Origin of the sequence: Paraburkholderia antibiotica (assembly GCF_012927125.1) — a bacterium.
GTDB classification, from domain to species: domain Bacteria; phylum Pseudomonadota; class Gammaproteobacteria; order Burkholderiales; family Burkholderiaceae; genus Paraburkholderia; species Paraburkholderia antibiotica.
On the sequence record NZ_JABBFZ010000004.1, the window covers coordinates 295074 to 308708 of the forward strand.

At 66.0% G+C, this 13635-nt stretch carries 11 protein-coding genes; 1 reads left to right on the forward strand and 10 read right to left on the reverse strand.

The annotated features are described in order from the left end of the window. Window positions 1-17: 17 nt before the first annotated feature. From HHL14_RS10380 to HHL14_RS10425, 10 genes are all read right to left on the reverse strand, one after another. On the reverse strand, window positions 18-1184 hold the full coding sequence (locus HHL14_RS10380; protein ID WP_169497510.1) for a glycosyltransferase family 4 protein: 1167 nt from the start codon (window positions 1182-1184) through the stop codon (window positions 18-20). Window positions 1185-1270: 86 nt separating this feature from the next. Continuing rightward, a complete protein-coding gene (locus HHL14_RS10385) occupies window positions 1271-2500 on the reverse strand; it encodes a glycosyltransferase family 4 protein (protein ID WP_169497511.1) in 1230 nt (409 codons plus the stop codon). Beyond that, entirely contained in the window at window positions 2497-4002 is a 1506-nt protein-coding gene (locus HHL14_RS10390; RefSeq protein WP_169497512.1) for a glucose-6-phosphate isomerase, read from the reverse strand. Before HHL14_RS10390 ends, HHL14_RS10385 begins: the two co-directional genes overlap by 4 nt. A gap of 3 nt (window positions 4003-4005) precedes the next feature. Continuing rightward, window positions 4006-5223, reverse strand: a complete 1218-nt coding sequence (locus tag HHL14_RS10395) for a glycosyltransferase family 4 protein (RefSeq protein WP_169497513.1) — start codon at window positions 5221-5223, stop codon at window positions 4006-4008. A 17-nt stretch (window positions 5224-5240) separates the two neighbouring features. Then, window positions 5241-6164 carry a glycosyltransferase family 2 protein gene (locus HHL14_RS10400; RefSeq protein ID WP_169497617.1) on the reverse strand — a complete coding sequence of 308 codons (924 nt, stop codon included), beginning with the start codon at window positions 6162-6164 and terminating at the stop codon, window positions 5241-5243. Window positions 6165-6208: 44 nt separating this feature from the next. Further along, a complete protein-coding gene (locus tag HHL14_RS10405) occupies window positions 6209-8407 on the reverse strand; it encodes a polysaccharide biosynthesis tyrosine autokinase (protein WP_169497514.1) in 2199 nt (732 codons plus the stop codon). 149 nt (window positions 8408-8556) lie between these two features. Continuing rightward, a complete protein-coding gene (locus tag HHL14_RS10410; RefSeq protein ID WP_169497515.1) occupies window positions 8557-9762 on the reverse strand; it encodes a polysaccharide biosynthesis/export family protein in 1206 nt (401 codons plus the stop codon). After that, the gene (locus HHL14_RS10415; RefSeq protein WP_169497516.1) at window positions 9756-10211 is read right to left on the reverse strand and encodes an arsenate reductase/protein-tyrosine-phosphatase family protein; all 456 of its coding nucleotides are present in this window, start codon (window positions 10209-10211) and stop codon (window positions 9756-9758) included. The genes HHL14_RS10410 and HHL14_RS10415 overlap by 7 nt, the downstream gene beginning before the upstream one ends. Window positions 10212-10299: 88 nt before the next feature. Continuing rightward, window positions 10300-11757, reverse strand: a complete 1458-nt coding sequence (locus HHL14_RS10420) for a UDP-glucose dehydrogenase family protein (RefSeq protein ID WP_169497517.1) — start codon at window positions 11755-11757, stop codon at window positions 10300-10302. Window positions 11758-11888: 131 nt separating this feature from the next. Next, entirely contained in the window at window positions 11889-13286 is a 1398-nt protein-coding gene (locus HHL14_RS10425) for an undecaprenyl-phosphate glucose phosphotransferase (protein WP_169497518.1), read from the reverse strand. Between HHL14_RS10425 and HHL14_RS10430 the strand changes: the two genes are divergently transcribed. Then, window positions 13249-13605, forward strand: a complete 357-nt coding sequence (locus HHL14_RS10430; protein ID WP_169497278.1) for a hypothetical protein — start codon at window positions 13249-13251, stop codon at window positions 13603-13605. The two genes, HHL14_RS10425 and HHL14_RS10430, sit on opposite strands and share 38 nt — an antisense overlap. The last annotated feature ends 30 nt before the right edge of the window (window positions 13606-13635 follow it).

Below are 13635 nucleotides of genomic sequence, written 5' to 3' on the forward strand. Positions count from 1 at the left end.
CCTCAATCCCGTCGCCGTCAATGCACGGCCCCGCCCGCAATCGCCTCCGCATACACCGCCGCGACGCGTTTCGCGATCACCGCATTGTCGAAATTCTCGCGCGCATAGCGGCGGCATGCGTCGGCATCGGGCAGCTTCAGCGTGCCGTTCAACGCGCCGGCGAGACCCGCGGCGATCGCCGGCGCGCCGGTTTCCGGCAGCACCAGATCCGGCGACAAACCCGCCACCGCTTCCGGCAAGCCGCCGACTGGCGTCACCAGCACCGGCGTGCCCGACGCGAGCGATTCGACCGTGATCAGCCCGAAGCCTTCGAGCGCGACTGTCGGCACGACGCTGATATTGGCCGCGCGATACAGCGCCGCCAGATGCTGATCGGGCACGAAGCCGAGCAGCTTCACGTTGTGTGTGAGACCGGCCTCGCTGATGCGCGCCTGCAATTCGCCTTCGAGCCGCCCCTTGCCGGCGATCAGTAACAGCACGTCGGGCGCGCTGCGCTTCACGAGCTGGATCGCGTCGATCAGGTCTTCGAGCCCCATGCGCCGCACGAGGCGCCGTACCGCGAGCACGATCGGCCGGTCCTGTGGCAGTTGCAGCCGCAGCCGCGCTTCGGCCTGCGTGATCGGCAGATTGAACTGTTCGACATCGACGCAGCCCGGCACCACCCGCACGCGCTCCGGCGAGATGCCATAGCGCGACGTGAGGATCTTGCCGAATGCGTCGGACAGCACGATCAGCCGCGACGAGCGCGCATACACCGATTGCTCCAGATACCGCTTCGCGCGCTGGCCGAGCGAATCGGCGCCTTCGACGTGACTCTCGTCGGCCCACGGCCCCTGAAAATGCGACACCTGCGGAATGCCGCGCGTCACGTCGAGACCCGGAAACGTGTACAGCGCGAAGTGCGACGAGATTACATCGGGCCGCGACGTGCGCAGTTCCTGCCGTAGCGCGCGACGTGCCGCCATCAGCCGCAGCGGCAGCGATTGCGCGGCCGAGCCGAAGCCGTTGATCGCGCCACCGGTATCGGCGGCGACCTTCGGCGAACCGGCAACCACGCCGCGCACCGCGACGCCCGCGCCCGGCAGCGCGCCGACCAGCGAGTAATACATACGGTCGAGACCGCCCGCGCGTTCGGGAAACCAGTGCATCCCGATCTGCAGAGATTTGATTGAGCCAGTCGTCATGATTGTGTGTTCCCTGTGCGTTGCCTGCGGTGAATTGCGATATCGATGTTGAGCAATGAGTTGGCCATGGATCAGGCGCGCGGCGCTCACTCCACGCTCTTCTGTCCGGCGAGCTGGTTCAGCGTCAGCGCATCGTTCTGCGCAACCACCGACGCTTCCGCCTGGCTGCGTCGGCGGTTCTCCTGCTGACCGGCCAGTTGCCGGTACAGCGCGATGTATTGCGCGGCCATCCGCGCCCAGCCGAAGCCGGTCGCGAGTTGACTCGCGGCTTCGCCCATCGCGCGGCGCGCGCTGTCGTCGTTCGCGAGTCGCGCGACGGCGGCGGCGAGCGCCTGGGGATCGTCCGGATCGTCGAGCACGATGCCGCATTCGGGCGTGATGATTTCGGCGCCGCCGGCCGTGCGCGCGGTCACGACCGGCAGCCCCGCCGCCATCGCTTCGAGCAGCGACAGGCTCATCGCTTCGTAGCGCGAAGGAAACACGAAGGCGTCGACCGAATGCATCAGCACCGGCATCTCCTTCACGAGCCCGAGAAAATGCACGCGATGCGCGATGCCGAGTGCCTTCGCCTCGTCCGGATACGGACTGCCCGGGATAAAGCCGGCCACCGCGATCAGCACGTGCTCGGGCAGATGCTTCAACGCGGCGAGCACGGTGCCGAGATTCTTGCGCGGCGTGCGCAGATCGCCGACGAACAGCAGCAGGAACGCATCGGCCGGCAAGCCGAAGCGCGCACGATCGCCGCTCGCGGCCGCGAAGCCGCGCGTGTCGACGCCGTTGTAGATCACGTCCACGCGATTGTTCGGCGTGAGGCCGATCGCGCGGATTTCGTCGGCGACCTTCTGCGATACCGCGGTAATCACCTTCGAGCGCCGGTATGCCCAACGTTCGAGCAACGCATTGCAGCGCGTGTACACCGACTGATACGCGGACCAGATGCCCTTCGTGAGACCAAACGGATAGTACTTGCTCGCGAACCAGCCGCTGTGCACGAAATGCGAGGTGTTGACGTCGGCGGGCATCCACGTGATGAAGCCGTTCACGTGCAGCACGTCGTATTCGCGCCGATGCGCGCGCAGCCACAGCGCGCTCTTGAGTGCGAACACCTGCTGGCGCAGCAGATTGGTCGGCCACCAGCGGCCGATTTTGACCGGCGCCCAGCGCACGTTCGGATGCGCGAGCAGCTCGGGCGCGACATGCGACGCCACCAGCGTCACGCCGATGTTCTCGTCGAGCGCCGCGCGTGCGATCTCGTGATTGACGCGCCCCTGGCCGTCGTTATGGCGCACTACGTGCGTGACAATGGCAACTTTCAATCCGTGCCTCCGTGGAGAAATAGCGTGCGTCGGCGGTTCATTTTTTCGTAGTGGACCGCGGAAAGAATCGAAAAAGCGCTCATGAACAGCAGCAGGCCGCCGGTGCCGACCAGCGAGTTCGTGAACACCAGCATCGCGAAGGTCGCGAGGCACAGGCTCAGGCACGCGGACACGAACTTGTCGTCGCGCATCCGGAACGACGCGAGCGCCGCGCGCGTGAGGAGCCACACGATGCCGGACATGTAAAGCAGCGTGCCGGGCCAGCCGAGCACGAACGGGATGTTCATCACGCCGCTGTCGAAATTTCCGTACTGGCCGAGCTGGCCGCCGTCGTTGGAGAGTTTGGTCGAGGTGCCGGTCGCGCCCATGCCCTCGCCGGCGACGTCGGTAAACGCGGTCTTCGCGAAGGTCGCGTAGAACTCGTTGCGCGCCGCGTAGCTCTGGTCGTCGTGCAGATTGACGATCGTCTCCAGACGCGCCTGCATCCGCTCGGCCACCGGCCCCACCGCGAGCAGCGGCACGCACAGCCCCGCGAGCAGCACCGCGCTGCCGACGATCCTAACGCGCACCTTGTTGTTCGACTTCACCAGTTGAATCAGCAGCGCGATGACCCAGCCGCCCCACGTCGAGCGCACGAGGCTCAGCGCGAACGAGAAGAAGCCGAGCGCGGCGGCGATCCAGCGCACGCGGTGCTGCGCGGCCATCACGAACACCATCGCGCCCATCATCGCGAACGCGAACGGGCCCGACGAATTCATCGTGCTGAATACGCGCACGCCCATCGGTACGGGGTCGCCCTGCGAGTTCATCTGCGAGCCGAGCATCCACAGCGCGTCCCACGGCGGCATGATGAAAAACTGGATCAGCCCGTAGCCGCCCATCACCAGCATCCCCCAGATGAAGGTGTTGACGATCGTGTCGCGATACTGCGGATACTGACGCGTGTGCGCCATGATGTGAAAGCCGATCAGGATCGGATAGAGCCAGTTCGCGAGGTCGTAGGTGGCCGCGAGCGGCCCGCTCGACATCACGCCGATCAGGAACGCGTACACGAGACCGAGCAGGATCAGCAGCACCGGCAGACCGCGCCGCTGCCCGAGCAGCCGGTAATAGCGCAGCAACGACAGACCGCTGATCATCGTGACCGCGAGCGGCGCGACCTGGATCAGGCTGGTCGGCGTGAATGCGCCCTTCGACCAGTCCGCGAGACGCCGCACCTCCGGGCTCAGGAACCACAGCCACCACATGAAGCCGATATAGCGCGCCGGGCTCTTGAAGTAGAGCCACAGGCCGGTCAGGATCGCCAGCACCGGAAACGCGAGCGTCAGCACCGTGCCCTGATGCGCGACGATCAGCACCGCGGTGATCAACCACAGCAGCAGCGGCGGCAGCCATTCCTGCGGGCTGCCGGACAGCAGCCGGCCAGCAGTCTGCGTACGTTCGGGCGTGTTGTTGGGCTCGCCTTGCGGCGGCAGCGGGCTCGCGCGCGGAATCGTCGACATCGCTTACCGCCCCCCGCGCGATTCGTGCGCCGATACGGGCTGGCCCGACGCCTGCGACGCGCGTGCCGACGACCCCGCTGCGGCAGCCGTAGCCGCAGCCGGTCGCGCATGGCTTTCCGCGTGAGACGGCATCTGCCGTCCATGCGCGCGCAGCATCTCTCGCGTGATCCGCACGTGCTGCCGCGCGTAGTTCTGCGTGGTCAGATCGCGCGCGAGCAGACCGGCCGCGGCCGCCTGCGCCTGGCGCAGCGCTTCGTGCGGCGCGGCGGCGAGCCGGTCGACCGCGTCGCGCAGCGCCTGCGGATCGAACGGCGGCACGTAGGCGGCTTCGTCGGCGGGGAAATAGTCGCGCAACGCGCCGACGTCGGTCGCGATCATCGGCTTGCCGACCGCCGCCGCTTCGAGCATCACGGTGATGCCCGACGCGTGCGAGTTCGGCCGCAACGGCACGACGATCACGTCGGCCCAGTCGTACAGCTCATGCTGCTTTTTGATGCCGGAAAAAAGCGCGATCTCGACGTTCGGCGCGCGCAGCTCGGCCGGAATGCGTCGCCGCGTGGCGAGCTTCACCGTGTAGCGCGGATCGTGGCCGAACGCCTTGATCAGCGTGTCCCAGTCGCGGTCGCGGTCGTTGCCGATCGCCGCGATGCGCAGCGGCGTGTGCGGCGTCCATTGCGTGGGCGCGTCGACCGGGAAGTCGCGCGTGTTCAGGCCGTACAGCAGCGGCGTCGCGTCGCGATCGAAATAGCGTCGGCACAGTTCGGCGTTGTCGCTCGCGAGCGTGGTCAGCCGGTCCGCGCGCGTCATCAGCTTGCGATACAGCCAGCTGCGCCAGATCCCGTACGACGGCCACTTGTCGAGCAGCCACACGCTTTGCGCGAGCAGCAGCGGCGACGCGTCGGGACCGGCCTTGCGGCCGCACAGCAGCAGCATCAGCGCGGCGGACAGCCACTCCTGCTCGGTATGCGTCCAGATCACGTCCGAGCGCAGCATCTCCGCGCGATTGCGCCACGTGTGAATGAAATCGAAGCCGAGCACCGCCTTCAACGCGCGGCGCACGAGCCGCGCCGGCCGGCTTTCGCGCGCATCCTGCGAATAGCTGAGCGCGAACGCTTCGGACTCCGCATGGTGATAGCCATACAGACAGCCGATCCCGTCGCCCTGGCGATAGAAGCGCGGATCGGCGCCATAAAACAGATGAACGTGAACCCTGGTACGCATGCCGTCCCTCCGTTTCGTCACGACAACGCGCGACGCGCTTCGTGCGCGCCGTCGCGCACCGCACGCCAGCGCAGCAGCTTCAGCGACGCCTGTTTCGACAGCAGCGCGAGCGCCGCATGAATAAGCCCCGGATAGACCCGCGTGCCGACCAGCGTCCACCACCACCACGCGGTTTCGCGGCGCAGCGGCGGCAACTGGTCGCGCAGGATCAGGTGGAAGTTGTACGCGGCGTTGCGCAACGCGGTCATGGTCTGTGCGTCGCGGCGGTCGTCGTCGAAACGTTCGGCCGGGAAGTGATCGACCGCGACCTGCGGGTCGTAGACGAGCTTCCAGCCGGCGTTTTTCACCGCGAGGCTGAACGCCATGTCGTTGTGAACCTGCGCGCCCGCGCCGCGCAGCCGCGCGTCGAAGCGGATCGTGCGCACCGCGTCGGCGCGATAGCTCATGTTCGCGCCCTTCAGGATGTCGACCTCGCGCGCGGCGCCGACGCCGAGATGATGATTGCCGATGATCTTGCCGCGCGCGGTCACCTTGCCGACGAGCGGCCGTGCGCCGTCGAGTACGCGGCCTTTTTCGTGCACCCAGTCGCGCCCGCCGAGCGCGCCGAGCCGCGCGTCGGCCTCGAACGCGGCGGCGATGCGCGCGACCCAGTCGGAGCGCGGCGCGGCGTCGTCGTCGGTGATCGCGATGACGTCGCCGCTCGCCGCATCGAGCCCGCGGTTCAGCGCCGCCACCTGGCCGGGCACGTCGACCGGCGCGATCACGAGCGGCAAACCGCCGCGCGTGGCCGGATCGCGCAGGCACGCCTGCGTGTCGGCGTCGTCGACACGCGCGACCACCACCACTTCGTCGGGCGCGCGCGACTGCCGCGCGAGCGCCGCGAGGCAGCGCGCGAGATCGGCCGGGCGGCGATAAGTCGGAACCAGTACCGTCACTTTCATCGTGATGTCCTCCTGTTCTGCGATGCTCGAATCAAGTGCGCGCATCAGGTGCTCAGGTATTCCTGCACCGCCGCGTAGCCGCGGTCGTAGCCGACCCGCGAGCGCGCCGGCATGCCGTTGAAGATGCCGCCCTGCACGTGCACGCCGGCCGCGCGCAGACGCTTGAGCGCATCGGCGATCTCGACCTCGCTGTGCATGCCCGAGCGCATCACGAAGAACGTCGAGCCCGCATACGCGCCGATGATCGACGCGTCGGTCACCGCGAGCACCGGCGGGGTGTCGATCAGAATCACGTCGTAGCGCTTCGCGAGCCCTTCGAGGTACTGCGGCAGACGCGGCGACATCAGCAGTTCGGACGGATTGGGCGGACGGCTGCCGCACGAGATGAAGCTGAGGTTCTCGACCTCCGCCGGACGAATCGCGTCCTCCAGCGAGATCTGGCCGCTCAGCAGTTCGGACAGACCGTTGTCCTGCGCTCCGCCGATGTAACGTTCGAGCGCGCCGCGCCGCATGTCGCCGTCGATCAGCAGCACGCGCTTGCCCGAATGCGCGAGCAGCATCGCGAGGTTCACGCTGAGAAAGCTCTTGCCGACGCCGGCCATCGGCCCCGTCAGCATCACGATGCGGTTGCGCGCATCCATCAGCGTGAACTGCATCGCGGTGCGCAGGCTGCGCAGACTTTCGATCGTCACGTCCTTCGGCCGCGCGTTCGCGAGCACCGGGCGCAGCCGCTCGCCGCCGCGCGTGAAGCTGTGTTCGAGCTGGGTCTGCTCGGCGCTTTGCGGCACGATGCCGAACACCGGCAGATGGAACGCGCGCTCGACGTGATCCGGATCGTCGATACCCTTGAACAGATTGCGGCGCAGGAACACGAAACCGGTGCCCGCGATCAGGCCGAGAATCACCGCCGCCGACAGAATCAGCATCTTCTTCGGCTTGACCGGCACGCCGGGGCGCAGCGCGGCATCGACGATATGCACGTTGCCGCCCGTGCCGGCCTTCTGCACCGACAGTTCCTGCACGCGGTTCAGCAGCAGCACGTAGATGTCTTCAGCGACCTTCGCGTCGCGTTGCAACTGCACGGCCTTGACTTCGGTGGCGGGCAGATCGCGGAAACGGTCCGCGTATTTGGTGCGTTGCGCCTGCAGCTCGGCCATCTGCTGACGCGCGGCGACGAGCGTCGGGTGATCGTCGCCGTAACGCTCGGCGAGCTGCGTCATCTGCAGACGCAGCGCGGCGATCTGCTGCTCGTACTGCACGCTGCCTTCGAGGTAGACCTTCGCTTCGTCGCTCGCGTTGATCGAGCCGGACTGCCGCTGATACGCGGTCAACGCGGCTTCGGCGCGTTCGAGATCGGACTTCAGACGCGGCTCTTCACTCTTCAGGAAGTCGAGCATCTTGCTCGCGTCGGCCTGCTTGCTCGATACGTGCTGGCGCAGATACGACTGCGCGAGCGCGTTGGCGACGAGCGCCGCGTGTTCGGGGTTCTTGTCCTCGAGCGAGATCTGGATCACGCCGGTCTGCTTGCCCTGCTCCTGCACCGAGATCGCCGACTGGAACGCGGTAATCGCGTCGAGATCGTTCGCGCGCACGACGACGAACTCCTGGCCCGGGCGCGCGACCAGCGCGTTGACCAGCATCGTCACGCCACCGCCCTGTGCCTGCTGACCGACTTCGCCGCGCAACAGCAGCGAGCCGTTCGGCGCGAGCAGTTCGTAATGCTGCTCGTCGAGCACGCGCAGCGTGAGCTTCTCGCCTTCGAGCGCGGGGATCACGTCGATCGAATCGAGGTCGACGTTTTCACCGCCCCACGCGTACGACGTGAGTCCGAGCCACGCGCGTGCCGGCTCACCGGGCGTCGCGAGGTGCGCGGCGATGCTGCCAAGCAGCGGCACGGTCTTCGGCGTGACGCTGAAATTGAGCTTCAGTTGCTGCACGACCGGGCCGACCACGCCGCGGCTCTTGATGATTTCGATCTCCGCGTCGGTCGGCAGCGAGGTCGAGCCGCTCGTGATCGCGGCGCCGGTCTGTGTCTGCGTGAGCGCCTGCGAGGTGTTGTCGGACTGCTCGACGCGCACGTGCGCGTCGGCCGAATAGATCGGCTTCGCGAGGTAGCAGTACGCGATCGCCATCGAGACGATGATCCCGGTGATCGCGAGCAGCCACCAGATGTCGTCGAGGATCACCTGCAGCAGTTGTCCGAGGACGATGTCTTCTTCTTCGGTCTTGATCGGACCAGCCATGTGTGGAGAGATTTGATTGCTCACAATTCGCTTCCCGTGTCGTTTGCTTCGGCTTCTCGCGTCGGCGGGTACTTCGGCGTTCGTTGCACGCTCGTTGCGCGTTCATGCCGCGGCGATGGCGGCGACATGAACGCGGGCGCGCGGAATTTTCAGCGCGTCAGCTGCTTCAGGTAGAACAGCGTCTGCACGCTCGGCAACACCTGCTGCAGCACGCGGTTGAAGGTGGTCGATGCCGCGGTGCCGATATACACGACGTCCATCGGCTGCAACTGGAACTGCGAGGACAGCATGATCGAGTCCGGCTGCGTCATGTCGAGGCGGAATACCTCGGGCGCGGTCGGATGCTCGTGCATGCCGCGCATCACGAAGATCTGACGCGGATTGGCGTCGGTATTGAGGATGCCGCCCGCCTGCGTGAGCGCATCGGCGATCGTCAGTTCGCCCTTGATCATCGGCATCTGCAGCGGCGTCTTCACTTCGCCCATCACGAACACGCGGCTGTCGCTGCGGTCCGGCACGTTGATCACGTCGCCGTTTTGCAGCATCACGTCCTGCGAGGTGTCGCCGCGATCGAGCATGCGGTTCGCGTCGAGCACATACAGCTGCTTGTTGCGCGTGAGGCGCACGCGCTGGATGTCGGCGCTATCCGTCGTGCCGCCCGAGCGCGTGAGCGCGTCGACCAGCGTGAGCGGCACGTCGCTGACCGCGAGCGGGCCCGGCTGCTTGACGTCGCCGGTCACCTGAACCTTCTGGCCGCGATACGACAGCACGCGCACGTCGACCTGCGGATTGCGGATGTAGCGCACCAGACCGCGCGTCAACTGCTCGCGCAGCTCGCCGGTGGTCTTGCCGGCGGCCTGAATACGGCCGACGAACGGGAAAAAGATCGTGCCGTCGTGCGCGATGGTCTGGCCGTACGGATCGGCCTGGCCCGGCAGCGCGGCCGTATACGGCTGCTGCAGCGCGCCCGCGACGGTCTGCGTAGTGTTGCCGCCGGAGGACAGCGTGCTGCCCTGCGGCGTGGTCAGTTCCGGGTGATCCCACACGGTGATGCCGAGAATGTCCTGCGGCGCGAGCCGGTACACATACTGCGACGGGTCGGACAGCGTCGCCGGTGGCAACGGCTGGACCTTGCCGGCGGCGTCCTGCGCCTGCGTGACGATAAGATTCGCGGTGATCAGATGGACCGGATAGGTTTCGGTCGGCGCCGGATCGTTGTCTTTCAGGCGCGAGGTATCGAGGTAGTTGCCTGGAGCGGTCGCGCAGGCCGACAGAAAGGACGTCAGCACCAGCGCGGCGGAGAGCTTCACACGGAAGCCCGTGAATGAGTTTGCAGCGAGGGTTTTCTTCAGCATATTTTCTTTAGCCATCCCATGACCAGATGTTCGATGAGCACGAGACTCTCCCGGTAGTCGTCTTCCGGCCCGCCGTGCGGATCGGCGACGTCCGAATCGGCTTCCCACTTGCCGAGCGGATAGACCTTGCCGCGCGCGGCCGGATCGAGCGCTTCGACGTCGCTCACCTGCGCGCGCTCGGTCACCAGCACCAGATCGGCCGCGCGCACCAGCGAGCGGTCGAGGCGCCGCGCGTGATGGCTGCCGGCGGTGACGCCGCGCTCTTCGAGCAGGCGCCGCATCACCGGGTCCATCGCGTGACCGTTGACCGCGCGCAGGCCCGCCGAATGAAACGCGATCGGTGCCGCGCGATGGTGCGACGCGCGCGTCTGCCGGGCCTTGAACAGCATCTCGGCGGCAGGCGAGCGGCACACGTTGGCGTGGCAGACGATCAGAACGTTGTCGAACATGGCGGGCTCCTTCGAAGCGCGGCGGTCGGTTTGCATCGTTGTTGTAGTCGTCGTTGTGGTGTCGTGGCGGTCGGCGCAGCGATGCCGGTTAGCGGCCCGGCGTCGCGGCGGACTCGGTCGCCAGCGTCTGCAGGTCCACCGGCGGCACACCGTTCGCGCCGACACGCGCCGGCGCATTGCGCAGCGCGTGGCGCCGGCCGATCGCGTGATACTCGATGCCGAGTTCGAGCAGCGCATCCGGTTCGTACAGGTTGCGGCCGTCGAAAATCAGCGGCGTCTTCAGCATTCCCTTCAGCGCGTCGAAGTCAGGACTCTTGAAGACCTTCCATTCGGTCAGGATCACCAGTGCGTCGACGCCGCCTGCGGCCTCCATCTCGTCGCCGACGAATTCGAGCCGGGCATGCTGTTGCGGCACGTCCTGCAGATCGAGTGCGAACACGCGCTTCGCTTCGTTGATCGAGACCGGGTCGTAGGCCTTCACGCGTGCGCCGCGGCGCAGCAGCTCGGCGATCAGCTCGCGGCTCGGTGCCGCACGCATGTCGTCGGTGTTCGGCTTGAATGCGAGGCCCCACACGCCGAACGTGCGGTCCGAGAGATCCTCGCCGAGACGCGCGACGATCTTTTGCGCGAGGACCTGTTTCTGCACGTCGTTGACCGCTTCCACTGCTTCGAGAATACGCAGGTTCGCATGGTGATCGGCGGCGGTGCGGATCAGTGCCTGCACGTCCTTCGGGAAGCACGAGCCGCCATAGCCGCAGCCCGCGTACAGGAAGTCGTAGCCGATGCGCGGATCGGAGCCGATGCCGCGGCGCACCGCCTCGATATCGGCACCGACGCGATCGGCCAGATTCGCGAGTTCGTTCATGTAGGAGATGCGCGTGGCCAGCATCGCGTTGGCCGCGTACTTGGTGAATTCGGCCGAACGCACGTCCATGTACAGCGTGCGCTCGCGATTACGGTTGAACGGCGCGTAGAGGCGCTTCATCAGTTCGCGCGCCTTTTCGCCGGGCACGTCCTCGTCGCAGCCGAGCACGATGCGATCGGGCCGCGTGAAATCCTCGACCGCCGCGCCCTCTTTCAGGAATTCCGGGTTAGAGACGACCGAGAACATGTGTTCGACGCCGCGCGCGGCCAGCTCAGCGGCGACCACTTCGCGCACACGTGACGCGGTACCGACCGGCACCGTCGATTTGTCGACGATCACCTTGAAGCCGTTCATCCGGCGACCGATGTTGCGCGCGGCCGCGAGCACGTATTGCAGATCGGCGGAGCCGTCCTCGTCGGCCGGCGTGCCGACTGCGATGAACTGGATGTCGCCGTGCGCGACCGCGGCGTCGACGTCGGTGGAAAACGTCAGCCGTTTCGCGCGGCGATTGCGCGCGATGATCTCCTGCAGACCCGGCTCGTGGATCGGCACGCCGCCGCTGTTGAGCACGTCGATCTTGCGCTGATCGACGTCGAGACAGAACACGTCGTGGCCGATGTCGGCCAGACATGCGCCCGTTACAAGGCCTACGTAGCCGCTACCGATAATCGTCAGGTTCATCTATTACACCTCGAAAAAGGAGTTGATTCACGAGCGCGCGGGGCGCCGGTCGATGTCGCTTGATACCGATCCATGTCGATCGATGCTGCCGCGCGTGGCGTCGCGCGAGCCGGCATCGCGACAGGCTGGAGTCAATAGGCGTTGCTGCCCGCGAAGCCCTTCCACAGCGTCAGCACGACGATCTTGATGTCGAGCCAGAAGGTCCAGTGCTGCATGTAGTACAGATCGAGCTTCACGCGCCCCATCATCTTTTCGATGCGGTCGGTTTCGCCGCGATAGCCGTTGATCTGCGCCCAGCCGGTGATGCCCGGCTTGATCCGGTAGCGGTGCATGTAGCCCTTCACCAGATCCTTGTAGATGTCGTCGTGTTCGAGCGCATGCGGACGGGGACCCACCACCGACATCTCGCCGCGCAGCACGTTGATGAACTGCGGCAGCTCATCGAGGCTGGTGCGGCGCAGGAACGCGCCGACCGCAGTGATGCGCGGGTCGCGCCGCGTCGCCTGAGTGATCTTGCCGGCCGCTTCCTTGTGCAGCTTCATCGAGCGGAACTTGTAGATCTCGAACTCGCGACCATCGATGCCCTTGCGCTTCTGGCGGAAAAACACCGGCCCCGGCGAGCTCAGCTTGACCAGCACCGCAATCGCGAGCATCAGCGGCGCGAGCGCGGTCAATGCGGCGAGTGCGAACACGCTGTCGAAGATGCGCTTGGGCAACACGCGCAGATCGGTGATCGGCGACGCAGCGAGGTTGATGGCGGGCACGCCGAGCAACTCGACCATCGGCTGATTGAACAGCGTCAGGCTACCGACGTCCGGAATGAAGCGGATATTCACGAAGTCGTTGCGCAGATCCATCACGAAGCGATGGATCGACTTTTCCTTCGAGATCGGCAGCGCGAGCCACAGTTCGCGAATCGCGCGCTGACGCACGAGTTGAATCAGGCGCTGATAGTCGCGCTCGACCGGCACGCCGTCGATCGCGGCGGCCGCATCGGGGTCTTCGTAGTGATTGATCGTGCCGTTCTCGTCGAACACGACGACCGGCGTGAAGCCCGCCTCCGGGCGGCCGCGCATCTGCTCGATCAGGAAGCGCCCATACGGCGCGCTGCCGACGATCGCGACCGCGCGCTGGTTGAAGCCTTCGCGGCGCAGTCCGCGCAGGATCGAATAGACGATCGCCTTCGTGACGACCAGCAGCACGATCGTTGCGACGGCCCAATACACGAGCCACAGTCGCGACAGGCTGTCCGAGCGGTGCACGCTGAAGCTGATCAGCACGCCGGCCACTTCGACCAGCAGCCAGCCGCCCGCGACGCGCGACAGCAGGTCGTAGAGCGGCTTGCCGCGCCACGACTGATAGATGCCGAGCGCGGGGAAGAACACCACGACGAGCAGGCAGCCGAACGCGAGCGATACGCTTTGCATATCGTCGAGCCACGCCACTTTCCCGCTATGCACGGCCGCCGCCAGCACAGCGCCGAGCGCGACCATGGCGATGTCGATGATTCTCGATAGAACGCTCAGCATGCGCGGCCCCTCAGTTCGTCAGTCAAGTGTCATCCGCCGGTTGGTTGAAATTCGTGTTCGCATTGCCCTGCTCGCGTTGCCGTTGTTATCGCCCGGGCAATATCGCTTCTCTTTCCGCGACCGCCCGCTTTTTATTCCGGACCACGGGCCGACGACGCAGACTCCAGATTGGCCGAATCTCGAAAACTTCATCGAAATGAGTGAATACCCTTGTACAGACATCAATAAAGCGGCATTAAAATTCCCACCGCAAGACCGCAAAATATCTCAAATTGTATCGGTCAAAATTTCAGTATTTTTTCCGACTTTTATGCGGTAATTGTTGCCACATAAAGGATTGACAAGCGCG